Below are 25,214 nucleotides of genomic sequence, written 5' to 3'. Positions count from 1 at the left end.
ATGAAGACAAATCTTAAAATAAATATTCTCTGGTTATTCCTTCTGTTAGCGGGTTATGGATTGATTAGTGTACTGGTTTCTGCTGGTGTTCTCAATCTATTCCATGTACAAATTTTAGAACAAATTGGGATTAATATCATCCTTGCAGTAGGTTTGAACTTAATCGTTGGTTTTTCAGGACAATTTTCACTCGGTCATGCAGGTTTTATGGCGATTGGGGCTTATGCAGCAGCGATTATTGGTTCAAAATCACCAACCTATGGTGCCTTCTTTGGAGCAATGGTTTTGGGTGCCTTGATTTCTGGTGCAGTCGCTTTGCTCGTTGGGATCCCAACACTCCGTTTGAAGGGTGACTACCTGGCTGTTGCGACACTAGGTGTTTCAGAAATCATTCGTATCTTTATCATTAATGGTGGCAGTTTGACCAACGGTGCTGCTGGTATCTTGGGTATTCCAAACTTTACCAACTGGCAAATGGTTTATCTATTTGTAGTGATTACAACTATTGCAACTCTCAACTTCTTACGTAGTCCAATTGGACGCTCTACTCTATCTGTTCGTGAAGATGAGATTGCTGCAGAATCCGTTGGGGTAAACACTACAAAGATCAAGATTATCGCTTTTGTCTTTGGTGCTATTACAGCAAGTATTGCTGGTTCACTTCAGGCTGGTTTTATCGGTTCTGTCGTCCCAAAAGATTACACTTTTATTAATTCCATCAACGTGTTGATTATCGTTGTATTTGGTGGACTTGGATCGATTACTGGTACCATCGTTTCAGCGATTGTTTTAGGAATTTTAAATATGCTCCTTCAAGATGTAGCTAGCGTACGTATGATCATCTACGCTTTGGCTCTTGTATTGGTCATGATTTTCAGACCAGGTGGACTTCTTGGGACATGGGAATTGAGTCTATCACGTTTCTTTAAAAAATCGAAGAAGGAGGGACAAAACTAATGGCATTACTTGAAGTTAAACAGTTAACCAAACATTTTGGCGGTCTAACAGCTGTTGGAGATGTCACTCTTGAATTGAACGAGGGAGAATTGGTTGGTCTGATTGGACCAAACGGGGCTGGTAAAACAACCCTTTTCAATCTCTTGACCGGCGTTTATGAACCAAGCGAAGGTACTGTGACACTAGATGGACATCTCCTAAATGGGAAAACTCCCTATAAGATTGCCTCACTTGGTCTCAGTCGTACTTTCCAAAATATTCGTTTGTTCAAGGACTTGACAGTTTTGGAAAATGTTTTGATTGCATTTAGCAATCATCATAAACAACATGTCCTTGCGAGCTTCCTACGCCTACCAGCTTTTTATAAGAACGAGGAAGAATTAAAAAGCAAAGCTTTGGACTTGCTGAAGATTTTTGATTTGGATGGCGACGCAAATACTCTTGCCAAGAATCTGGCCTATGGTCAACAACGTCGATTAGAAATCGTTCGTGCTCTGGCAACTGAACCTAAAATTCTCTTTTTGGATGAACCTGCAGCTGGTATGAATCCACAAGAAACAGCTGAATTGACAGAATTGATCCGTCGTATCAAAGATGAATTTAAAATTACCATCATGCTTATCGAACATGACATGAATTTGGTTATGGAAGTCACTGAGCGTATCTATGTTCTTGAATATGGTCGGTTGATTGCTCATGGGACTCCGGATGAGATCAAGAACAACAAACGCGTTATTGAAGCTTATCTAGGAGGTGAAGCCTAATGTCTATGTTAAAAGTTGAAAACCTCTCTGTGCATTACGGTATGATCCAAGCAGTTCGTGATGTAAGTTTCGAGGTTAATGAAGGTGAAGTTGTTTCCCTTATCGGTGCCAATGGTGCCGGTAAAACAACCATTCTTCGTACCCTTTCAGGTTTGGTTCGTCCAAGTGCTGGTAAAATTGAGTTTTTGGGAAAAGAGATTCAAAAGTTGCCAGCGCAAAAAATCGTGGCAGGTGGTCTTTCACAAGTTCCTGAAGGACGCCATGTTTTCCCAGGTTTGACTGTTATGGAAAACTTAGAAATGGGAGCCTTTTTAAAGAAAAATCGTGAAGAAAATCAAGCCAACTTGAAAAAAGTCTTTTCACGTTTCCCTCGTCTGGAAGAACGCAAAAACCAAGATGCAGCAACTCTTTCAGGTGGTGAACAGCAGATGCTTGCTATGGGACGCGCTCTCATGTCTACACCTAAGCTCCTTCTCTTGGATGAGCCGTCAATGGGACTTGCCCCGATCTTTATCCAAGAAATTTTTGATATCATTCAAGATATTCAGAAGCAAGGAACAACGGTTCTCCTAATTGAACAGAACGCTAACAAGGCCCTTGCTATCTCTGACCGAGGTTATGTACTTGAAACAGGCAAGATCGTCCTATCAGGAACAGGAAAAGAACTCGCAGCATCCGATGAAGTCAGAAAAGCATACCTAGGTGGCTAAAACAATCCAGTGGATTGTTTTAGTCGGCGGATAAGGATTGCGCAAGCGATTCTCCTTTGGTCTGGGAGACTAGTTTAGGTTGTGGATGGAGATTGCGCACGCAATCCCTCTATAGTCCGGGGGACCTTTTTAGTTGGCGGATAAGGATTGCAGCCAAGCGACACCTAATACGACTACTTATCAAAAATATAAAATATTTCAGGGCTCCAGAATAAGGAGCTCTTTTATTTATATGTTTTTTGAGGAAAGGGAAGAAGGCCTTAATTTTTACTCATTGTTTTCCTATTTGAATTGACAGTCCTTTTTGTTCATATTATAATATGAGTAAGAGAAAATTGAACAGGAGGACTGAGAATGGTAACAGAAAAACAATTTAAACTTTTGCGTTTTATGTTGATACATAAAGAAAAGACATTTACTCAGCGACAGTTAGCTGAAGAGTTAGACCTATCTTTAGGAACAATCAACACATTATTGAAAAAACTGAAAGAAGAGAAGTGGGTTGATGAGGAGCTTCACTTAACTGAACTAGGTCAGAAAGTTTTAGACCCCTATCGAGTAAAAAATGCCATTATAATGGCTGCTGGCATGAGTAGCCGTTTTGCTCCTTTGTCTTATGAGATTCCCAAAGGATTGCTTCAAGTCAAGGGGGAACGCTTGATAGAGAGGGAAATCAGACAGCTGCAAGAAGCAGGAATAGAAGATATAACCGTTACTGTAGGCTACTTACAAGAAAAAATGTTCTATCTTGCAGAGAAGTTTGGTATAAAAATTGTAGTAAATAATGATTACTACAAATATAATAACTGTTCGTCTCTTATGTTGGTTAAAAATCAACTTTCCAACACTTATATTTGTTCATCAGATAATTATTTTGTGGAAAATCCTTTTGAGCAATATATTTATAGAGGTTACTACTCGACGATATTTGCAGAAGGTCAAACGGACGAATATTGTGCTATAGAGGATTCGAATAACACCATCATTGATATCCAGATTGGTGGAGAAAATACTTGGGCTATGGTGGGGCACGTTTATTTCGACCGTGCATTTAGTGAGAAATTCAAGGAAATTTTAGAAAACGAGTTTAAGCACGAACCTTATCGGGAACAGCTTTGGGAGGATTACTATAGTCGGCATGTCAAGGAACTCCTTTTAGAAGCCCGTCACTATTCAGCGGATATTGTTAAAGAATTCGACTCTCTAGATGAACTCCGTCAATTTGATGAACGTTATTTGGTAAATGCAGATTCAGCTATTATCGATAATATCTGTAAGACATTAAAGTGTGTGGCTTCAGATATTGTCAATATCAAACCTCTAAAAGATGGGTTAACCAACACATCATTTTCATTTGACTGTCTAGGAAAAAGATATGTTTACCGTCATCCGGGCAGGGGAACGGAAAATTATATCGACCGAGCTAGTGAAGCAGCTTCTATGGAAATTGCTACAAAATTAAAGATTGACCGTACCTTCGTAGCTATGAACAAGCATGAGGGCTGGAAAATTTCAGAATTTATTCCCAATGCTAAGCAACTGGATTATAATAATTGGGATGATGTGGCACAAGCAATGGACCTCTTGAGACGGTTACACCAATCTGGAGAAAAAACGGAACATTCCTTTGCCCAGTTTGAGGGAATTATTGATTTTAGAGAAAAATTGAAAGCTAGAAATCGATTTGAATTTGATGGCCTCGAGGAATTGGATGAAACTGTTTCACTTCTCAAAAATTATTTACAGAATGATCCGAAACAGGTTGTTCTTTGTCATGGAGATTCCTATAGTCCTAATTTTTTGTTGAATGAAGCAGGCGAAATGAGCTTGATTGATTGGGAATATTCTGGAATGGGAGAGCCAGCAGGAGATTTGGGGACCTTTATCGCGTGTTCTAATTATACCGTAGAGGATGCTGAAAAAGTACTGGAATTGTATCTACAAGAAGTACCAGATAAGAAAACCAAACGTCACTACTTGGCTTATGTAGCAGTGACCTCATATTATTGGTTCTTGTGGGCTTTGTTCCAGGAGAGTGTCGGAAAACCAGTCGGTGAGTTTCTCTACATCTGGTATCGCTATACCAAACAATATGGACAACTGGCCCTTGACTTGTATTTGGAGGAGAACTGAGATGAAAACGACATCTGAAATTGAAGAATTAGTAGCAACTGAAACAAAGAGAAGATTGGAAGAAATGGAGTCACCAAACTACGAGTTTGTTCAACCCTTCCTAAAAAGTGATTTCATTTTAATCATCTCCATAGTCCTAATCAACCTTGTTTTGATTATCTTAGCAATGACGGGAGGAATTCAATAACATGTCTAAAATGAATGACTATATCCAACAAGAAACCATAACCGGAATTGTTCCCATGACCAATAAGGATCGTCAGTATTCTTTTTGGGATCTCTTTCTATCGACAAGTGGTTTTGCCATTGCTACTTGGTGTTATACCCAAGGGGCTTATGTAGCTCAATATTTGACCTTTAATCAAATGTTGATAAATATTTTTAGCTTTAACATTATCTGGGTCTTTATTGAATGTCTTCCTATTTTATTTGCGGTTAAGTATGGAATTGATTTGTGGATTTGGTTGAGAGCCGTTCTAGGAAAAAGAGGTGTAGCCCTGTTATCAACCATTATTAGCTTGGCTAACTTTGGATGGTATGCTGTTGCGGCCAATCTTTTTGCCAGTTCCATGATCCATTTGGCAAATAATTTTGGTCTTGGTTTGGACAAGGGAGTATGGGCGCCTATTCTTGGTACCCTCTGTGTTCTTCTTGGGACTCTCATTGCTCTTGGAGGCCCGGAAGTGATTAAATGGACCAATCGCTTCTTGGTTATCGCCTTATTGATTGTCGGTCTGATTATCGTTGGAATCTGCTTTGTCGCCGTTCCTATAACGGATATTATGAATATCCAACCAGCCACTCAAGGAGATTTGACGCCATTAGAACGCTTCATGCTCTCTGGAGAAGGAAATGTTGCCTTTGCTTTCTCTTGGTCTACACAGGCATTGGTTTTACCGCGTTTAGCAAAAACAGAACGCAGTGGTTATTGGGCTACAGCCTTATCATACGGAGTTGTGGCTCCATTCTTCGTTGCTACAGGTGGAGTCATGGCTCTAGCCATGTTTGTCAAAACAGGTGTGTATGAAAGTGATCCAACAACCATGCTATCAACTCTAAGCACCCCAGCCTTTGCTCTCTTAAGTCTACTACTAGTAGCCTTTGCTAATATTGGAACTCAGGGGACTGGATCATACGTGAACTGTATGATTGTCAAAAGTGGGATGCCCAAAGTAAGCTATAAACTAATGGTTTGGATTGCCATGGTTTACGTGAGTCTACTCACTATCTGGGGAGGAGTAGAAGAGTATTTCGGATCCTTCATCTCCCTAGCTGCCTATATTCAGGGGCCAATTATTGGTATGATTGTTGTCGACTATTTTATCTTAAGAAAACGAAAACTCGACTTGCGTTCAGCCTATTTCCTTGAAGGGCATGACGCATACGAATTTACTAAAGGATTTAACTTAGTTGGCTTGTCTTGCGTATTTATCTCCTTATTGGTAGCGGTACTTTTTGTCTACAACCCTGTAACTGCACAAATTCAAAGTCCAATCTTTTTAATCACAACTGGTAGCGGATTTACTGCGCTATTTGGTGGTCTACTATACTGGCTAGCTAGTCTTAGCCCACTGAAACGTTATATGATAAAAGATCGAGACACTGTTACGATTTAAGAATAGAGGGGACTTCGGTTCCCTTTTAAATTACACTGGCATTTTATGCAAACTTCTCAGATTATTCAAAATCTTGAAAAAGAGATGAAAGCGTTTGATAGATTTTCTAAGAAAGTGTATAATAAAAGTAGTAATATAGAAGGAGAAGTCTCATGGCAGTTAAAGATTTCATGACCCGTAAGGTAGTTTATATCAGTCCAGATACGACTGTAGCACATGCAGCAGATTTGATGCGCGAGCAAGGTTTGCACCGTTTACCTGTTATCGAAAACGATCAATTAGTCGGATTGGTAACAGAAGGAACCATTGCGGAAGCCAGCCCATCTAAAGCAACCAGTCTCTCTATCTATGAGATGAATTATCTTCTGAATAAAACCAAAGTAAAAGATGTAATGATTCGAGATGTCGTGACGGTTTCTGGCTATGCTAGTTTAGAAGATGCGACCTACCTGATGCTGAAAAATAAAATTGGGATATTACCAGTCGTAGACAATCATCAGGTCTACGGTGTCATTACAGACCGCGATGTTTTTCAGGCTTTCTTGGAAATCGCCGGATACGGAGAAGAGGGAATTCGTGTTCGTTTCATTACAGAAAATGAAGTCGGAGTGCTGGGAAAAATTGTAGCTCTAATTGTAGAAGAGGATTTAAATATTTCCCATACTGTTAACATTCCACGTAAGGATGGCAAGGTCGTCATCGAGGTTCAAATTGATGGAAAAATCGATTTGACTTCATTAAAGGATAAGTTTGAAAAAGAAGGAATTCAAGTGGAGGAAATCACTCATACCTCTGCCAAAGTCCTTTAAACAAGAGGCTTTAGAGCCTCTTTTCTTCTGCCATCAAAAGCGGTGAAAAGCAAAATATGGAAAGAAATGAGAGATTATGGTATAATAAAACGATATGAAAAGGAGTATCTATGGACATTTCAGAAATTCGTCAAAAAATTGACGCAAATCGTGAAAAATTATCTTCTTTTAGGGGGTCTCTTTGACCTCGAAGGCTTAGAGGAAGAGATTGCCATCTTGGAAAACAAGATGACAGAACCTGATTTTTGGAACGATAATATCGCGGCCCAAAAAACGTCGCAAGAATTAAATGAATTAAAAAACACCTACAACACCTTCCGTAAAATGGAAGAGTTGCAGGATGAAGTTGAGATTTTATTGGACTTTTTAGCAGAAGACGAGTCAGTCCATGATGAACTGGTCGAACAGTTGACAGAACTGGATAAGATGATGACCAGCTACGAGATGACCCTTCTCTTGTCAGAACCTTATGACCATAATAATGCAATCTTGGAAATCCATCCAGGATCTGGTGGTACTGAGGCACAGGACTGGGGCGATATGTTGCTTCGTATGTATACTCGTTATGGAAATGCCAAAGGCTTTAAAGTAGAAGTCTTGGATTACCAGGCTGGTGATGAAGCAGGTATCAAGTCTGTGACCTTGTCTTTTGAAGGACCCAATGCATACGGCCTACTTAAATCAGAAATGGGTGTTCACCGTTTGGTCCGTATTTCGCCATTTGACTCTGCCAAACGTCGCCATACTTCCTTTACATCCGTAGAGGTTATGCCTGAGTTGGATGATACCATCGAAGTGGAGATTCGTGAAGATGATATCAAAATGGATACCTTCCGTTCAGGTGGTGCTGGTGGACAGAACGTCAATAAGGTTTCAACAGGTGTGCGTTTGACACACATTCCTACGGGAACTGTCGTCCAATCAACGGTCGATCGTACCCAGTATGGAAATAGAGATCGTGCCATGAAGATGTTGCAGGCTAAGCTCTATCAAATGGAGCAAGAAAAGAAAGCTGCGGAAGTCGATTCCCTTAAAGGTGAGAAAAAAGAAATCACTTGGGGAAGCCAAATCCGTTCATATGTTTTCACGCCTTATACTATGGTAAAAGATCACCGTACAAGCTTTGAAGTTGCTCAGGTAGATAAGGTGATGGATGGAGACCTTGATGGTTTTATCGATGCCTACCTCAAGTGGCGAATCAGCTAAGATAGAAAGGAACTCATATGTCAATCATTGAAATGAGAGATGTTGTCAAAAAGTATGACAATGGAACGACTGCCCTGCGTGGTGTATCTGTTACCATTGAACCAGGAGAGTTTGCCTATATCGTAGGACCTTCTGGAGCAGGTAAGTCAACCTTTATTCGAGCTTTATATCGAGAAGTAAAGATTGAAAAAGGAAGCCTAACAGTTGCAGGATTTAATTTAGTTAAAATTAAGAAGAAAGATGTCCCGCTTCTACGTCGTAGTGTAGGGGTAGTCTTTCAGGATTACAAACTTTTGCCTAAAAAGACCGTTTATGAGAATATTGCCTATGCAATGGAAGTAATTGGTGAGAGCCGTCGTAATATCAAAAAACGTGTTATGGAAGTATTGGACCTGGTTGGTTTGAAACATAAGGTTCGCTCTTTCCCTAATGAACTCTCAGGTGGAGAGCAGCAACGGATTGCGATTGCTCGTGCGATTGTCAACAATCCTAAAGTATTGATTGCCGATGAGCCAACAGGAAACTTGGACCCGGATAATTCATGGGAAATTATGAATCTGTTGGAACGCATCAATCTCCAAGGTACTACAGTATTGATGGCTACCCATAATAGCCAGATTGTAAACACCTTGCGCCACCGTGTCATTGCCATTGAAAATGGCCGTGTCGTTCGTGACGAAGCTAAAGGAGAATATGGATACGATGATTAGTAGATTTTTTCGCCATTTATTTGAATCATTAAAAAGTTTAAAACGAAATGGCTGGATGACAGTAGCAGCAGTGAGTTCGGTTATGATTACCTTGACCCTCGTTGCCCTGTTTGCATCTGTAATTTTTAATACAGCAAAACTGGCTACCGATATTGAAAACAACGTTCGGGTCATGGTATACATTCGTAAGGATGTAGCTGATAACAGTGAAACGATTGAAAAAGAAGGTCAGACAGTTACCAATAATGACTACCACAAGGTTTATGATGCTTTGAAAGCTATACCTGCTGTTAAGAGTGTTACCTTCTCAAGTAAAGAAGAACAGTACGAAAAACTAACGGAAACAATGGGTGACGATTGGAAGGTCTTTGAAGGGGATGCAAACCCTCTCTATGATGCTTATATCGTTGATACAAATTCTCCGAGTGATGTTAAAACGGTAGCTGAAGAAGCTAAGAAAATTGAGGGAGTATCAGAGGTTCAAGATGGTGGAGCCAACACTCAACGACTTTTTGAACTGGCTTCCTTTATCCGTGTTTGGGGATTGGTTATTGCAGGGCTCTTGATTTTTATCGCAGTCTTCCTCATTTCCAATACCATTCGTATCACTATTATTTCACGTAGTCGTGAGATTCAGATTATGCGTCTGGTAGGAGCGAGAAATGGCTACATCCGTGGTCCATTCTTGCTAGAAGGTGCTTTTATTGGCTTGCTTGGTGCAGCGATTCCTTCTGTCCTTGTTTTCTTTGTTTACAATATGGTTTATCAATCGGTCAATAAATCCTTGGTAGGTCAAAACTTGTCAATGATTACACCAGATGTGTTTATTCCTTTGATGACAGTCCTATTATTTATAATTGGAATTTTCATTGGTTCAATTGGTTCGGGGATTTCGATGCGTCGATTCTTGAAGATCTAGTTGGATTTAAATGCAAATTGCAGAACAAATCAGAAAAATAATACATTTTTAAAAGAGAAGTTTTCGTAAACTTCTCTTTTTCCTTTTTAAAAATTAAAAAAAATAGACAATTTTTTTATAAAAGCCTTTACAAAAAAAATAAAAGTGGTATAATTAATACATAACCAAATGCAAACGTTTTCGTAAAACGTTTGCCTAAATAAAATAAAGGAGATTTGAATGATGAAAGCTACATTCAAAAATGTCTTGTCTTTCGAATTTTGGCAAAAATTCGGTAAGGCTTTAATGGTGGTTATCGCCGTTATGCCAGCGGCGGGATTGATGATCTCAATCGGTAAATCAATCGTGATGATCGACCCAAACCTTGCTCCTCTAGTGATTACAGGTGGAATCCTTGAGCAAATTGGTTGGGGGGTTATCGGTAACCTTCATATCTTGTTTGCCCTTGCTATTGGGGGAAGCTGGGCAAAAGAACGTGCAGGTGGTGCATTTGCAGCCGGACTTGCCTTTATCTTGATTAACCGTATTACAGGTACTATCTTCGGTGTTACAGGTGATATGTTGAAAAACCCTGAAGCAATGGTTACTACCTTCTTTGGTGGTTCAATCAAGGTTGCTGACTACTTTATCAGCGTTCTTGAGGCACCAGCGCTTAACATGGGGGTTTTCGTAGGGATTATCTCTGGTTTTGTTGGAGCAACAGCTTATAACAAATACTACAACTTCCGTAAACTTCCTGATGCCCTTTCATTTTTCAATGGTAAACGTTTCGTACCATTCGTCGTTATTCTTCGTTCAACTATTGCAGCGATTGTACTTGCTGCCTTTTGGCCAGTAGTTCAAACAGGTATCAACAACTTTGGTATTTGGATTGCCAACTCACAAGAAACTGCTCCAGTCCTTGCACCATTCTTGTATGGTACTTTGGAACGTTTGCTCTTGCCATTCGGTCTTCACCACATGTTGACAATCCCAATGAACTATACTGCTCTTGGTGGAACATACGAAGTGTTAACTGGTGCAGCAAAAGGAACACAAGTATTCGGTCAAGATCCACTTTGGCTTGCATGGGTAACTGACCTTGTTAACCTTAAAGGTTCAAATGCTGACCAATACCAACACCTTCTTACAACAGTCACTCCAGCTCGTTTCAAAGTTGGACAAATGATCGGTTCATTTGGTATCTTGATGGGTGTCATCGTTGCTATCTACCGCAATGTTGATGCTGACAAGAAACACCAATACAAGGGTATGATGATTGCGACAGCTCTTGCAACATTCTTGACAGGGGTTACTGAACCAATCGAGTACATGTTCATGTTCATCGCAACTCCTCTTTACCTTGTATACTCACTAGTTCAAGGTGCTGCCTTTGCTATGGCAGATATTGTTCACCTTCGTGTCCACTCATTTGGTTCAATTGAATTCTTGACTCGTACACCATTGGCAATTAATGCTGGTATTGGTATGGATATCGTTAACTTTATCTGGGTAACTGTTCTCTTTGCGGTTATCATGTACTTCATTGCCAACTTCATGATCAAGAAATTCAACTACGCAACTCCAGGACGTAACGGAAACTACGAAACAGCTGAAGGAACATCAGAAGAAGCAGCTCCTGGAACTCCAAAAGTTGCAGCAGCTTCTCAAGCCGTAAACATCATTAACCTTCTTGGTGGTCGTGCAAATATCGTAGATGTGGATGCATGTATGACTCGTCTTCGTGTAACTGTTAAAGACGCAGATCGCGTTGGTACTGAGGAACAATGGAAAGCAGAAGGAGCTATGGGTCTTGTCATGAAAGGACAAGGTGTCCAAGCTATCTACGGACCAAAAGCTGACGTATTGAAATCTGATATCCAAGATATCCTTGACTCAGGTGAAGTAATTCCTGAAACTCTTCCAAGCCAAATGACAGAAACTCAACAAAATACTGTACACTACAAAGGTGTAACTGAAGAAGTTTACTCAGTAGCTGACGGTCAAGTTGTTGCTTTAGAACAAGTGGAAGATCCAGTTTTTGCTCAAAAAATGATGGGTGATGGATTTGCAGTAGAGCCAGCAAATGGTAACATTGTATCTCCAGTTACTGGTACTGTATCAAGTATCTTCCCAACAAAACACGCTCTTGGTCTTGTCACTGACTCAGGTCTTGAAGTGCTTGTTCATATTGGTTTGGATACAGTAAGTCTTGAAGGAAAACCATTTACTGTTCATGTCTCTGAAGGACAAAAAGTGGCCGCTGGTGACCTTCTTGTCACAGCTGACTTGGATGCTATTCGAGAAGCAGGACGCAAAACATCAACAGTGGTTGTCTTCACAAATGGTGATGTCCTCAAATCAGTTAAATTAGAACAAACAGGTTCTCTTGCAGCTAAAACAGCAGTTGCTAAAGTAGAATTGTAATATACTTGGGGTTGGAAGCTGTTTTCCAACCTCTTGTTTTAGGAGAAAAGCATGAAATTTCTAACACTCAATACCCACAGTTGGATGGAGAAGGAAGCAGAGGAAAAATTCCAAATCTTATTCCAAGACATTCTTGATAAGGATTATGATTTGATTTGTTTCCAAGAAATCAATCAAGAAATGACTTCGCCTGAGGTAGAGGTTAACAATCACTATCAAGCTTTACCATCAGCAGAACCCATTCATCAGGACCACTATGTCCGACTTCTGGTTGAAAAATTGTCTGAGAAAGGGAAAAACTACTACTGGACTTGGGCTTACAATCATATTGGCTATGACCGCTACCATGAAGGCGTAGCCATCTTATCCAAAACACCTATTAAGGCGCGTGAGATTTTAGTATCAGATGTAGATGATCCAACGGACTACCATACTCGTCGCGTTGCCTTGGCTGAGACAGAGGTTGAAGGTAAGGAACTTGCTCTTGCAAGCGTTCATCTCTCTTGGTGGGATAAAGGTTTCCAAGAAGAATGGGCACGATTTGAGGCTGTACTAAAAGAGTTGAAGAAACCTCTAATTTTAGCGGGTGATTTTAATAATCCAGCTGGTCAGGAAGGCTATCAAGCGATTTTAGCTAGCCCATTAGGATTACAAGACGCGTTTGAAGTTGCGAAAGAAAGAAGTGGTAGCTATACCGTTCCACCAGAAATTGATGGCTGGAAAGGCAATACTGAACCACTACGAATCGACTACGTCTTTACGACCAAAGAGTTAGAAGTAGAGAGTTTACAAGTAGTTTTTGATGGGCAGAATAGTCCACAAGTCAGTGATCATTATGGTTTGAATGCTGTATTGACCTGGAAATAATGAAAGAGGTTGGAATCAGAGGTTCCAACCTTTTAAGTTACTTGGATCTTTACTACAGGACTGAGACTCAAATGGGACTACTGCAATAGGACAAAATGTGGTATAATTGAAAGGATAGAATCGAGGATAGTATGTCATTTAAGAAATTTCAATTTAAAAATTATATAGCAGAAGCCTTGGAGGAGTTGAAATTCTCAACTCCAACAGAGGTACAAGAAAAATTAATTCCTATTGTACTGGCAGGTCGTGACTTGGTGGGCGAGTCAAAAACTGGTTCAGGAAAGACTCATACTTTCTTGTTACCCATTTTCCAGCAATTAGATGAAACTAGCGATAGTGTGCAAGCAGTCATTACTGCACCAAGTCGTGAGTTGGCCACTCAAATCTACCAAGCAGCTCGTCAGATTGCAGCTCACTCAGATGTCGAAGTTCGTGTGGTTAATTATGTGGGTGGTACGGATAAGGCACGTCAGATTGAAAAACTTGCCAGCAACCAACCACATATCGTTATCGGAACGCCAGGTCGCATCTATGACTTGGTCAAATCTGGTGATTTAGCTATTTACAAGGCTAAGACATTTGTAATTGATGAAGCCGATATGACCTTGGATATGGGATTCTTGGAAACCGTTGATAAGATTGCAGGAAGCCTTCCAAAAGACTTGCAATTCATGGTCTTTTCAGCAACTATTCCACAAAAATTACAACCGTTCTTGAAAAAATACTTGTCAAATCCTGTCATGGAAAAAATCAAGACTAAAACAGTTATCTCAGATACGATTGATAACTGGTTGATTTCGACCAAGGGCCGCGACAAAAATGCTCAAATTTACCAGCTTACTCAGTTGATGCAGCCTTATTTAGCAATGATCTTTGTTAACACAAAAACGCGTGCTGATGAGTTACATGCCTACTTGACTGCTCAAGGATTGAAGGTAGCTAAGATTCATGGAGATATTGCTCCTCGTGAACGCAAGCGGATCATGAACCAGGTGAAAAATCTGGATTTTGAGTACATTGTCGCAACGGACTTGGCAGCGCGTGGAATTGATATTGAAGGGGTCAGCCATGTTATCAATGATGCCATTCCGCAAGACTTGTCCTTCTTTGTTCACCGTGTTGGACGTACTGGACGCAATGGTCTTCCTGGTACAGCTATTACCCTTTACCAGCCTAGTGATGACTCGGATATCCGTGAGTTGGAGAAATTAGGGATCAAGTTTACTCCTAAGATGGTCAAAGACGGAGAGTTTCAAGATACCTATGACCGTGATCGTCGTGCCAACCGTGAAAAGAAGCAGGATAAGCTTGATATTGAAATGATTGGCTTGGTCAAAAAGAAAAAGAAAAAAGTCAAACCAGGTTATAAGAAGAAGATTCAATGGGCGGTGGATGAAAAACGCCGCAAAACCAAGCGTGCTGAAAATCGTGCTCGTGGCCGTGCCGAGCGAAAAGCCAAACGCCAAACGTTTTAAAAACACAGTAGAATCACCTGATTCTACTGTGTTTTTATTTCCGGAAATATTCAAAGGAGATAATAATTATATATTTTAAATAATTTGATTTATAAAACAGTAATTGCTTTAAAACCTTTTTTAGAGCAATATTTTATTGAAATCATAAGGAAAAAAATTGAAAACTATACAAAATTGTGTTATCATACTATAAAACAATCGGATTATATCATTTGATCCGTGAAAAGAAAAGGGGACTTCTATGGATAAATCATTTATGAAACAACAACGTTTTTCATTCCGTAAAATGAAAGTTGGGTTGGCTTCTGTAGCAATTTTGTTTGCTTTTGCTCAGGTCGGACAAGTGTCTGCAGATGAAACAACACAACCGGCATCTACTTCAGCTGAAACAGTAAAGAAAACCGAAGCAAATAAATCGGCAGTCGAAGCTGCTGTAGCAGAAATTAAAGCTGATGAGGCGAAACCAGTCGTTAACCAATCAGATGCAAAACCTGGAGAACTTGTTGATGTTTCTAAGAAGGTTTCACCTATTGACGTGAAAGAACGCCAAGAAGGTGATCAAAAGATTCATGAAGAAACTGCAACAGTTGAAGTCACAAAGACAGAAGTGGCACCTGTAAAAAGTGAAGAACTTCCTGCTCCAAAGACTGAAACAACTGAGAGTACAGTGAGTGGGAAAGATGAAGATGGAAATTCTTATACCCAATATGAACGTGTTGATAAAACAACTACAGTCGAAATCAAGAAAGCGACAAGAACGATTTCAAAATCTAACTCTGCCGATATCGTTTTTGTTGTTGACCGTTCAGCATCTATGTCTCGAACTATTGACACTGTCCGTAACAATATCAATGAGTTTGCAAGAAATCTTGCTAAAGATGGAGTAGCAGCACGTTTTGGATTAGCTACCTTTAGTGATGAAGTATATGGACGTATAGGTGGATTAGCAGATGAGGGTACAATTTTAACAAAATTTAATGAATCTTATTTTACCTCTGACCCAGCTGAGCTTGAAAAAGCCTTAGCAGGCATTAAGCTTGCACATGGTGGAGACTTCCCTGAAACATCTACACCTACTCTTACACAAATTGTTTCAACCTACGACTGGTCTAAGTCACCTAAAAATAAAAAGTTTGTCGTATTGTTGACAGATGCTCCAATGAAGGAGGATCCTTCAATTCCAACGATGGCGAATACTCTTGCGTCTTTGAAAGCCGCAAAAATCGAAAGAATTGTTGCAACTTCGACAGGGACCGATATTAGCTATAAAGATTTTGTATCTGAAGGTCGATTAATGAATATTAATCGTAACTTGGCTGATTCTTTAACTAAGGATGCAACTACATGGATTGTTGAAACTGTGACTGAAGGACACAATTACAAGGTAACGAAAGATAATTACCAATTTTACCTAGAACGTCGTACAACACTACCTGTTGCTCAGACAGGAAGTGCGACTCCAACTACCACAGTTCCAGTAGCTACAGCTTATAAAAAAGAAGTGGCGAAACTCCCTGATACAGGAAGTAATGATACAGCGAACTATGGTATTGTAGGACTTGGCCTCCTAATGGCTGGACTTGGCTTAACTGTAAGCAATAGAAAGTCTAAGGAACAGTAAGCCTAACTGGAAGATTGTTTGTAAGAACATTGTGATAAAAAAATAGGTAGTTTGTAAACAAAGTATGCAGATTAGCATAGGTATAATCTTCTGTATTATGGAGTACAAGCCGAATTTTTATGATGAGAAAAGAGCCGTAAGGTTCTTTTTTCGATTTCGAGAAAATACTGCAAAAAAAAGTAAAAAGTGGTATAATGATAAGGTTATATAGTCCCGATAAGATGGTAGAAATTTCTATCAGTACTTTGTAACTCTATAACAATATTTTTTAAGGGGGGACATTTTTATGTCAGAACGTAAATTATTCACGTCTGAATCTGTATCTGAGGGGCATCCGGATAAGATTGCAGACCAAATTTCAGATGCGATTTTGGATGCTATTTTAGCAAAGGATCCAGAGGCGCACGTTGCTGCTGAGACAGCTGTATACACTGGTTCTGTCCATGTTTTTGGTGAAATTTCTACAAATGCCTATGTGGATATCAACCGTGTGGTTCGTGATACCATTGCAGAGATTGGTTATACGAATGCAGAATATGGTTTTTCTGCGGAAACAGTTGGAGTTCATCCATCGCTTGTTGAGCAGTCGCCGGATATCGCCCAAGGTGTTAACGAAGCCTTGGAAGTCCGTGGAAGTGCAGATCAAGATCCGCTTGACTTGATTGGTGCTGGTGACCAAGGTCTCATGTTTGGATTTGCAGTGGATGAGACAGAAGAACTCATGCCATTGCCAATTTCACTCAGCCACAAACTGGTTCGTCGCTTGGCAGAACTTCGTAAGTCTGGTGAAATCAGCTATCTTCGCCCAGACGCAAAATCACAAGTTACAGTTGAGTATGATGAAAATGATTGTCCAGTACGTGTGGATACAGTCGTTATTTCAACTCAGCACGACCCAGAAGTTAGCAATGAACAAATTCACAATGATGTGATTAGCAAGGTCATCAAAGAGGTAATCCCAGCTTCTTACTTGGATGAGCAAACCAAATTCTTCATCAATCCAACTGGTCGTTTTGTAATCGGTGGACCTCAAGGAGACTCAGGTTTGACTGGTCGTAAGATTATCGTGGATACCTATGGTGGCTACTCTCGTCATGGTGGTGGTGCCTTCTCAGGTAAGGATGCGACGAAGGTGGACCGTTCAGCCTCTTATGCAGCTCGCTACATTGCCAAGAACATCGTTGCAGCAGGCCTTGCTAAGAAGGCAGAAGTACAATTAGCCTACGCTATTGGGGTAGCGCAACCTGTTTCTGTTCGTATCGATACTTTTGGTACAGGAACAGCAGCTGAAAGCAAGCTTGAAAAAGCAGCGCGTCAAATCTTTGACCTTCGTCCTGCAGGAATTATCCAAATGCTGGATCTCAAACGCCCAATTTACCGTCAAACAGCGGCTTATGGACACATGGGACGTACAGATATTGACCTTCCATGGGAACATCTGGATAAGGTAGATGCTTTAAAAGAAGCTGTGAAATAAAACTAAAAGATTGGTAGTTGTGCACTACCAATCTTTTTTGCAAAAGAAAACCAGCTTTTGGCTGGTTTTCTTATTTTACAGGGATTGAAATCTCAATCAATTTATCTGAATAAAGCGTCTTGATATTGGCTTCATCAATGCTTCCTTTATCGATTTTACGTTTCAAGAAGAAGTCTTGGATGGTTTCGATTTCAGGTTCACGAATAGCTCGGTGTTTGTTGGAAATGAGGATTTCATAGTGAAGCGGGGCTTGTGTGAAAACTACATCTGTGTTTCCAGCAGAATAGACCTCGACAAGAGTTGCGTCTGTGCTTTCTAATTGGCTTTTAACAAGTTGCGAGTGTGAATTAGTCGTGTTGATAAGCTTCATAACAGTTCCTCCGATTTTCTAACTCTATTATAGCACTTTTTGGATAAAATCGTGTATTTTAGCCAATTCCATGCTGGATTTTCCAAGCTTCAATTCCCCATTTATGGCTACCACGTTTGAGCTTTTCAATAGCCTCGTCAATAGGGAACCAAGCAATATGATTAAAATCTTCCAATGGTTTTTGTACTTTTTGGAAAGAAGTGGCTTCGTAGAGATAAGCTGGATTGTAGTAGTAGGTATCACGGTGGCGAGAGTAAAAATACTCATCAGCTTGTCCATAATAGGTTCCGATTTCAGCTGTAAAGCCAAGTTCTTCGATTAGTTCTCTCTTCAGTGCTTCTTGATGATCTTCGCCTGTTTCAATCTCTCCACCTGGCAAGAACCAAGCACCATTGGGAGCTTGGACTAAGACAATTTGTTTTTTCTCCGCATCCGGAATAACTGCGTACACACCATAGCGGGGCTGGTAGGTTACATTCTCTTTTTTTTCACCAAAAGTGGGGTTTTCCATTGCATTTTCCTCATTCTCTAGTATCTTTATTATTATCATAATGGACGAGGGGCTAGCTGTCAAGGTTTTACAGTTATTTTAGTAAAAAAAGGTGCAGAAAATGATAGACTTTCTGCACATGTTATATAGATTTATTCTTCTATTTCAGAAGCAATCTCTTCTGTTTTCTCAGTTTTTTTGGCAGATTTGATTTGAATATTGCCATTGCTTGTCATGACTGCCTTGAGGTCTTTTTCACTTGGGTTTTCAAGGTAGAAGTCAGTGATGGCATCCTCGATATAGTCTTGAATGGTGCGGCGGAGTGGGCGCGCCCCCATTTTTGGATCATATCCCAAGTCAACCAACTTTTCCTTGACCTTGTCAGTCACATCGAGGTGGATATTGTTGCTAGAGAGGCGTTTGTTGACATCCGCTAGCATGAGTTCGACGATTTGGAGAAGGTTGTCCTTGCTGAGAGGTTTAAATTCGATGATGCCGTCAAAACGGTTCATAAACTCAGGACTAAAGAAGTTACCGAGTTCACCAAGAACAGAGTTGGTTCGACCTTCACGAGCAGCTCCAAAACCAACGCTGGCTTCGGCCTTACCAGTACCCGCATTTGAGGTCATGATAATGATAGCATCCTTAAAGCTAACTGTCCGCCCTTGCCCATCTGTCAAACGACCATCGTCCAAGACTTGAAGGAACATGTGCATCACATCTGGATGGGCTTTCTCGACCTCATCGAGAAGGATGAGAGAATATGGGTTGCGACGAACCTTTTCAGTCAGCTGCCCAGCTTCATCATAACCAACATAACCTGGAGGGGCTCCGACCAATTTAGCTACACTGTGTTTTTCCATGTATTCACTCATATCAAAGCGAATCATGCTGTCAGCAGAACCAAAGAGCTCAATGGCTAGTTGTTTGGAAAGTTCTGTTTTACCAACACCAGTTGGTCCGACAAAGAGGAAGCTTCCGATTGGCCGGTTAGGAGTTCCAAGTCCAACACGATTACGACGGATTGCCTTGGCAATCTTATCGACAGCTTCATCTTGACCAATGACATGAGTTTTGAGCTCGTCTGCTAGATGGATAAGCTGAGATTGTTCTTTTTCTTTGAGTTCTCCAACAGGGATATTGGTTTTCTGCTCAATGATATGTTCAATAGTTTTCTCGCTGATGATTGGAGTATCCTGATCGGTCACCTTGTTCTTTTGCATTTCCTTGTACTTGGCAATCTGATCGCGGAAATAAGCAGCCTTTTCAAAGTCTTCCTCTCGTGTAGCTTGCGCCTTGAGATTTTCAGCTTCAATTAAACGCTGATCAATCACTTTAGGATCAACAAAGTTCAGTGTCAGATTCATCTTAGAACCAGCTTCATCCAACAGGTCAATAGCCTTGTCTGGCAAGAAGCGGTCTTGGATATAGCGATTGGATAGATTTGCAGCAGCTTCTATAGCCGCATCAGTATACTTGACGTGATGGTAGTCTTCGTATTTTTTTTGAACCCCTTTGAGGATGATAATGGTTTCTTCAACAGTTGGTTCATCTACCTTGACGGGCTGCATACGACGCTCTAGGGCAGCATCTTTTTCAATGATGCGGTATTCATTGAGAGTAGTGGCTCCGACCATTTGCAATTCACCACGGGCAAGGGCTGGTTTGAGGATATTTCCTGCATCCATATTGCCATCGCCAGCAGATCCTGCACCAACAATTTCATGGATTTCATCGATAAAGAGGATGATGTCCTCACGTTTGCGGATTTCTTCCATGAGTTTTTGCATACGTTCTTCAAATTGGCCTCGAATCCCTGTTCCTTGGACTAGACTGACCACATCCAGACGGATGACCTGCTTGCCTTGAAGTTTATGGGGAACATCGCCATCGACAATCTTCTGAGCTAGACCTTCCACAACGGCTGTTTTACCAACACCCGGTTCTCCGATGAGGACAGGATTGTTCTTGGTTCGACGGTTGAGGATTTCGATAACGCGGATAATCTCCTCATCTCGACCGATAACAGGGTCAATATCTCCCCGACGAGCAATCTCAGTAATATTAATACCATATTCCTCTAGGAGTCCTTTTTCTTGACTAGGAGGTGTTTGAAGTGGGCCTCGGTTTTGAGGTCCATAACCACCGTTTCCTCCATATCCTCCACCAGATTGAGTTGGAGGGACGTTATTAGAAGAAGGTTTGAAATTGTTCAAATCATTGAAAAAGTCGCCGAAAGGATCAAAGTCATGATTGTTTAAGTCAGTCATTCCTTTAAAGAGGGTATTATTTGGATCTGTTTTGATAATTTTATAGCAATTTTGACAAAGATCAATTTGCTTTTGCTGTCCATTGATATTGGTATACAGATGAATTGTTGAGTCGTTTATTTTACAGTTTTGACAGAGCATACATCTACCTCATTTCATTCTTATTCTTTGTCTAATAAAAAGGTCAAGAATAGTCAAAGTTCTATACTCTCATTATAGCATGATTAAGGTGTAAAGCAAGTAAAAAGATTGGGAAGTGGTCGTTTTTAAGAGAGGGATTCATGGAGAATTAAGCGACTTGAAGGTAAGAAAAAATCCCATTTGTGGTGACAAAAAGGATTCTCATTCATCGGGACTTACTGCCCGTTGTTTTTATGTTAGTAAAGGAGTTCGTAGATCTCCATTGCAATCAAATCAATGCTATCAAAGGTATAAGTTTCACGAGCTTCTACATCGCGAAGGGTGAAGAGTGATCCGTTTTCTTCGTCGTGGCTGTATGCAACTTCTGCGACAACAACACCTTCACGTTCAAAATTACGTTTTAGATTCCCACCATCTTTTGTCATTGCTTCTAGGCGGTTAATGATTCTAACCAAATGTGATTCCATTTTGATTCTCCTCCATTTCTTATCGTTTCTATTTTACCATAAACAAGAGGTAGTTGACTAGAAAAAAACTGTGATTTCTCTCTATTTCTCCATTCTATCAAGTTAATTGTTAAAATTAGGGAAAAAGGATTGCATTTTAATTCAATTCATGTTATAATCATACAATCTAATACATAGAAAGTTGATTGAATATGAATTTTTCTTTTTTACCAAAGTATTTACCATATTTTAACTATGGTGCTCTGATTACCGTATTGATTTCCATCCTTGTTGTCTGCTTAGGGACCATTATAGGTGTGTTACTGGCCTTTGCCCAACGTTCACGCTTTAAACCGCTCGTTTGGTTTGCAAATGTGTATGTTTGGATCTTCCGTGGTACTCCAATGATGGTTCAAATAATGATTGCCTTTGCCCTTATGCATATCAATGCTCCGACTATCCAAGTGGGAATTTTGGGAGTTGATCTTTCTCGTTTGATTCCTGGCATTCTGATTATTTCTATGAACAGTGGAGCTTACGTTTCAGAAACTGTTCGTGCGGGGATCAATGCGGTTCCTAAAGGGCAGTTAGAGGCCGCATATTCTTTAGGTATTCGTCCGAAAAATGCCATGCGTTATGTCATTTTGCCACAAGCTATCAAAAATATTCTTCCAGCTCTAGGAAATGAATTTATCACCATTATCAAGGATAGTTCCCTCTTGTCTGCGATTGGGGTGATGGAGTTGTGGAATGGTGCAACGACAGTAGCAACAACAACTTATTTACCGTTGACTCCTCTTTTATTTGCAGCCTTTTACTATTTGATTATGACCTCTGTTTTGACAGTGGCGTTGAAAGCATTTGAAAAACATATTGGACAAGGAGACAAGAAATAATGACAGAAACCTTGATTAAAATTGAAGAACTACATAAGTCTTTTGGGAAAAATGAAGTTTTAAAAGGCATCAACCTTGAGATTAAACGAGGAGAAGTTGTGGTCATTATCGGTCCGTCAGGGAGCGGGAAATCAACCCTCCTTCGTTCGATGAATCTCCTTGAAGAAGCAAGTAAAGGTAAGGTTATCTTTGAAGGAGTTGATATCACTGATAAGAAAAATGACCTTTTTGCCATGCGTGAAAAGATGGGCATGGTATTCCAACAATTCAACCTCTTTCCCAATATGACAGTGATGGAAAATATCACTTTATCACCAATTAAAACCAAAGGTGAAAGCAAGGAAGTTGCGGAGAAAAGAGCACAGGAACTGTTAGAAAAAGTTGGCTTGCCAGACAAGGCAACGGCCTACCCACAGAGTTTGTCAGGTGGTCAGCAACAACGGATTGCCATTGCACGTGGACTTGCTATGGAACCAGATGTTTTGCTCTTTGATGAGCCGACTTCAGCCCTAGACCCTGAGATGGTTGGAGAAGTCCTAGCTGTTATGCAAGACCTCGCTAAATCAGGGATGACTATGGTGATTGTGACGCATGAAATGGGCTTTGCGCGTGAGGTAGCAGACCGTGTTATCTTTATGGCGGATGGGGTTGTTGTCGAAGATGGAACACCAGAGGAGATTTTCGATCAAACAAAAGAACAACGGACCAAGGAATTTTTGAGTAAGGTTTTGTAAGACCTCATTTTTAGAAGAAATGGAGTAGGCATCATGGCTTCCAGTAAAGAATATTTAGATTTTATTCTCGAACAGCTATCAGAGCTAGAGGAGATGAGTTATCGTCCAATGATGGGAGAGTATATCCTTTATTATCGTGGGAAGATTATTGGGGGAATCTATGATAATCGTTTGTTACTGAAGCCTGTGAAGGTGGTCATGGATCAACTGAGACAGAATAGGCTTGAACGTCCTTATGAAGGAGCTAAGGAGATGATTTTGATAGAAGACATTGAAGATAAGTCATTTCTAACGAGATTAATTAAGGAGATGTATGAAGTCTTACCGGCTCCAAAAGTCAAAAAGAAAGCGTGACAAGTTTACTTAGTATAAATAGGCATAAAAGCTCGATAAGGGCTTTTTCTTATAGTTTCAGACTATAGGGTCCATTAGGCAAGAAGTGTTAGGATGGCGAGTTATTTTTTGTTATAATAGAAGATATTTGATAGAAAAGAGAAGAGATATGGCACAGATTATCGATGGGAAGGCTCTTGCGGCTAAGTTACAAGAACAGTTGGCTGAGAAGACGGCTAAACTAAAAGAAGAAACAGGTCTAGTTCCAGGATTGGTAGTGATTTTGGTGGGGAACAATCCTGCCAGCCAAGTCTACGTTCGAAACAAGGAACGGTCAGCTCTCGCTGCTGGCTTCCGTAGTGAAGTAGTGCGAGTTCCAGAGACCATTACCCAAGCGGAATTATTAGACTTGATTGCCAAATACAATCAAGATCCAGCTTGGCATGGGATTTTAGTTCAATTACCTTTGCCAAAACATATTGACGAAGAGGCAGTTTTATTAGCCATTGACCCAGAAAAAGATGTGGATGGTTTCCATCCTCTAAACATGGGTCGCCTCTGGTCTGGTCATCCAGTTATGATTCCTTCAACACCAGCAGGAATTATGGAGATGTTTCATGAGTATGGGATTGAGTTGGAAGGTAAAAATGCGGTTGTTATCGGTCGCTCAAATATCGTTGGAAAACCGATGGCTCAGCTTCTTTTAGCCAAGAATGCGACTGTGACCTTGACCCACTCACGGACCCATCATCTTGCTAAGGTGGCTGCAAAGGCGGATATTCTTGTGGTTGCAATCGGTCGCGCTAAGTTTGTGACTGCTGATTTTGTCAAACCAGGAGCGGTTGTCATTGACGTTGGGATGAACCGAGATGAAAATGGCAAGCTTTGTGGAGATGTTGATTATGATGCGGTTGCACCACTTGCTAGTCACATCACTCCTGTACCTGGTGGAGTTGGTCCTATGACGATTACTATGCTAATGGAGCAAACCTATCAGGCAGCGCTTCGAACACTGAACGAGGACTAGGAAGATGAAATTCGTATTTGACCTAGATGGAACGCTATCTTTTGACTATATGACCATAGATGAAGAGATTAAGCAGGTTCTTTTAAAGGCTGAAGATTATGGGCATGAGCTTGTGTTTGCCTCAGCTCGCTCTTATCGGGATTGCTTGGGTTTATTAGGACCTGAACTCAGTCAGCGCTTGGTCATAGGTTTGAATGGTGGCGTAGCCTATCATTTGGGGAAGGCTATCTTTGAAAGGAATCTCGATGCTAGAGTTTATCAGGCGCTAGTGGATTATTGCCAGACTTATAATCTGCCTTTCTTTGTAGATGATTGCTTTGACTATAGCGGTCAGATTGTAGAGAAGATTCCATTTATTTCCAGTGTGGATCCCTTAAAGGTGGCTCGTCATCAGAAACTTGAGGACTTAGGGACTCCGATTAAGGTAGTCGTTTATATGGGTGACCATGAGGATTTGCTTGATGATCTGCTTGGTCAGTTAGAAAGACTAGGACAAGCTCATCTGTCTTATCATGCGCATGAAAAGTGCCTTTATGTTAATCCCTTGGATACTCATAAGGCGACAACTGTTGAAAAGTTATGCGGGGAGAACTTCATCGCTTTTGGAAATGACCAAAACGATATTGAACTGTTTAAAACGTCGCTCTATTCAGTCCAGATAGGAGATTTTGCTGGTCTTACTCCATATGCAGATGACACGTTAGAGATAAAAGGAGCTCCTTCTCCAGCAGTTGCTGCTAAAATCTTACAGACCTTTGCGGAATTTAAGGGAAAATAGTGTAGAAGGAGGTTCGCCTTCTTTTTATGTAGAGTAATGCAGTCTATAAACTATAAATT

24 protein-coding genes are annotated in these 25,214 nt (G+C 40.5%); 20 read left to right on the top strand and 4 right to left on the bottom strand.

Features of this window, described 5'->3' with window-relative positions; all coding sequences use genetic code 11:
* From M1F65_RS04480 to metK, 15 genes are all read left to right on the top strand, one after another.
* Entirely contained in the window at positions 1-957 is a 957-nt protein-coding gene (locus M1F65_RS04480; RefSeq protein WP_000856249.1) for a branched-chain amino acid ABC transporter permease, read from the top strand.
* Positions 957-1,721 (top strand): ABC transporter ATP-binding protein, encoded by a 765-nt coding sequence (locus M1F65_RS04475; RefSeq protein WP_042902524.1) that lies wholly within the window; start codon positions 957-959, stop codon positions 1,719-1,721. Before M1F65_RS04480 ends, M1F65_RS04475 begins: the two co-directional genes overlap by 1 nt.
* The gene (locus M1F65_RS04470) at positions 1,721-2,431 is read left to right on the top strand and encodes an ABC transporter ATP-binding protein (protein WP_000062204.1); all 711 of its coding nucleotides are present in this window, start codon (positions 1,721-1,723) and stop codon (positions 2,429-2,431) included. Before M1F65_RS04475 ends, M1F65_RS04470 begins: the two co-directional genes overlap by 1 nt.
* A gap of 354 nt (positions 2,432-2,785) precedes the next feature.
* A complete protein-coding gene (locus M1F65_RS04465; RefSeq protein ID WP_070838106.1) occupies positions 2,786-4,564 on the top strand; it encodes a phosphotransferase in 1,779 nt (592 codons plus the stop codon).
* A 1-nt stretch (position 4,565) separates the two neighbouring features.
* The gene (locus tag M1F65_RS04460; protein ID WP_000859104.1) at positions 4,566-4,751 is read left to right on the top strand and encodes a hypothetical protein; all 186 of its coding nucleotides are present in this window, start codon (positions 4,566-4,568) and stop codon (positions 4,749-4,751) included.
* Position 4,752: 1 nt separating this feature from the next.
* Positions 4,753-6,180, top strand: coding sequence for a cytosine permease (locus M1F65_RS04455; RefSeq protein ID WP_049485407.1), 1,428 nt, complete (start codon positions 4,753-4,755; stop codon positions 6,178-6,180).
* 152 nt (positions 6,181-6,332) lie between these two features.
* Positions 6,333-6,989 (top strand): CBS domain-containing protein, encoded by a 657-nt coding sequence (locus M1F65_RS04450; protein WP_000268645.1) that lies wholly within the window; start codon positions 6,333-6,335, stop codon positions 6,987-6,989.
* A 110-nt stretch (positions 6,990-7,099) separates the two neighbouring features.
* Positions 7,100-8,195 (top strand): peptide chain release factor 2 gene (prfB, locus tag M1F65_RS04445; RefSeq protein ID WP_239682731.1). Its coding sequence is split into 2 segments (ribosomal slippage): positions 7,100-7,171 and positions 7,173-8,195, totalling 1,095 coding nucleotides; the frame shifts between segments, so codons are not numbered across the junction.
* A 17-nt stretch (positions 8,196-8,212) separates the two neighbouring features.
* The gene (gene ftsE / locus M1F65_RS04440; protein ID WP_000022275.1) at positions 8,213-8,905 is read left to right on the top strand and encodes a cell division ATP-binding protein FtsE; all 693 of its coding nucleotides are present in this window, start codon (positions 8,213-8,215) and stop codon (positions 8,903-8,905) included.
* The gene (gene ftsX / locus M1F65_RS04435) at positions 8,898-9,824 is read left to right on the top strand and encodes a permease-like cell division protein FtsX (protein ID WP_000625554.1); all 927 of its coding nucleotides are present in this window, start codon (positions 8,898-8,900) and stop codon (positions 9,822-9,824) included. Before ftsE ends, ftsX begins: the two co-directional genes overlap by 8 nt.
* A 219-nt stretch (positions 9,825-10,043) precedes the next feature.
* Positions 10,044-12,230, top strand: coding sequence for a PTS transporter subunit IIBC (locus tag M1F65_RS04430; protein ID WP_247925548.1), 2,187 nt, complete (start codon positions 10,044-10,046; stop codon positions 12,228-12,230).
* A 51-nt stretch (positions 12,231-12,281) separates the two neighbouring features.
* Entirely contained in the window at positions 12,282-13,097 is an 816-nt protein-coding gene (locus M1F65_RS04425) for an endonuclease/exonuclease/phosphatase family protein (RefSeq protein WP_049485409.1), read from the top strand.
* 131 nt (positions 13,098-13,228) lie between these two features.
* On the top strand, positions 13,229-14,572 hold the full coding sequence (locus M1F65_RS04420; protein ID WP_049485410.1) for a DEAD/DEAH box helicase: 1,344 nt from the start codon (positions 13,229-13,231) through the stop codon (positions 14,570-14,572).
* 241 nt (positions 14,573-14,813) lie between these two features.
* A complete protein-coding gene (locus tag M1F65_RS04415) occupies positions 14,814-16,193 on the top strand; it encodes a VWA domain-containing protein (RefSeq protein ID WP_000361432.1) in 1,380 nt (459 codons plus the stop codon).
* A 286-nt stretch (positions 16,194-16,479) separates the two neighbouring features.
* Positions 16,480-17,670: a methionine adenosyltransferase gene (gene metK / locus M1F65_RS04410; protein WP_049490311.1), complete on the top strand. Its 1,191-nt coding sequence runs from the start codon at positions 16,480-16,482 to the stop codon at positions 17,668-17,670.
* A gap of 70 nt (positions 17,671-17,740) precedes the next feature.
* Here metK and M1F65_RS04405 read toward each other — a convergent pair whose 3' ends face one another.
* The 4 genes from M1F65_RS04405 to M1F65_RS04390 all read right to left on the bottom strand — a co-directional run bounded on the left by M1F65_RS04405 (position 17,741) and on the right by M1F65_RS04390 (position 21,408).
* On the bottom strand, positions 17,741-18,040 hold the full coding sequence (locus M1F65_RS04405) for a DUF1827 family protein (RefSeq protein WP_000767208.1): 300 nt from the start codon (positions 18,038-18,040) through the stop codon (positions 17,741-17,743).
* 58 nt (positions 18,041-18,098) lie between these two features.
* On the bottom strand, positions 18,099-18,551 hold the full coding sequence (locus M1F65_RS04400; protein ID WP_247925547.1) for an NUDIX hydrolase: 453 nt from the start codon (positions 18,549-18,551) through the stop codon (positions 18,099-18,101).
* A 131-nt stretch (positions 18,552-18,682) separates the two neighbouring features.
* Positions 18,683-20,941, bottom strand: a complete 2,259-nt coding sequence (locus M1F65_RS04395; RefSeq protein WP_247925546.1) for an ATP-dependent Clp protease ATP-binding subunit — start codon at positions 20,939-20,941, stop codon at positions 18,683-18,685.
* A gap of 236 nt (positions 20,942-21,177) precedes the next feature.
* Complete coding sequence (locus M1F65_RS04390) at positions 21,178-21,408, bottom strand: DUF1797 family protein (RefSeq protein WP_000443577.1); 231 nt, start codon at positions 21,406-21,408, stop codon at positions 21,178-21,180.
* A 191-nt stretch (positions 21,409-21,599) separates the two neighbouring features.
* On the opposite strand from M1F65_RS04390, the gene M1F65_RS04385 reads away from it, so the two are divergent.
* The 5 genes from M1F65_RS04385 to M1F65_RS04365 all read left to right on the top strand — a co-directional run bounded on the left by M1F65_RS04385 (position 21,600) and on the right by M1F65_RS04365 (position 25,155).
* The gene (locus M1F65_RS04385) at positions 21,600-22,283 is read left to right on the top strand and encodes an amino acid ABC transporter permease (protein ID WP_001011622.1); all 684 of its coding nucleotides are present in this window, start codon (positions 21,600-21,602) and stop codon (positions 22,281-22,283) included.
* Entirely contained in the window at positions 22,283-23,017 is a 735-nt protein-coding gene (locus M1F65_RS04380; protein ID WP_000140925.1) for an amino acid ABC transporter ATP-binding protein, read from the top strand. The genes M1F65_RS04385 and M1F65_RS04380 overlap by 1 nt, the downstream gene beginning before the upstream one ends.
* A gap of 33 nt (positions 23,018-23,050) precedes the next feature.
* Positions 23,051-23,371 (top strand): TfoX/Sxy family protein, encoded by a 321-nt coding sequence (locus tag M1F65_RS04375; protein ID WP_000168536.1) that lies wholly within the window; start codon positions 23,051-23,053, stop codon positions 23,369-23,371.
* Positions 23,372-23,519: 148 nt separating this feature from the next.
* Entirely contained in the window at positions 23,520-24,377 is an 858-nt protein-coding gene (locus M1F65_RS04370; protein ID WP_000057219.1) for a bifunctional methylenetetrahydrofolate dehydrogenase/methenyltetrahydrofolate cyclohydrolase, read from the top strand.
* 4 nt (positions 24,378-24,381) lie between these two features.
* Positions 24,382-25,155 carry an HAD hydrolase family protein gene (locus M1F65_RS04365; RefSeq protein ID WP_000673611.1) on the top strand — a complete coding sequence of 258 codons (774 nt, stop codon included), beginning with the start codon at positions 24,382-24,384 and terminating at the stop codon, positions 25,153-25,155.
* Positions 25,156-25,214: the final 59 nt, after the last annotated feature.

The sequence above is a fragment of the Streptococcus oralis genome (genome assembly GCF_023109195.1).
Taxonomy (GTDB): domain Bacteria; phylum Bacillota; class Bacilli; order Lactobacillales; family Streptococcaceae; genus Streptococcus; species Streptococcus oralis_BV.
The sequence above is the reverse complement of the archived record's forward strand: the minus strand, read 5'-3'. Positions and strand labels throughout refer to the sequence as shown.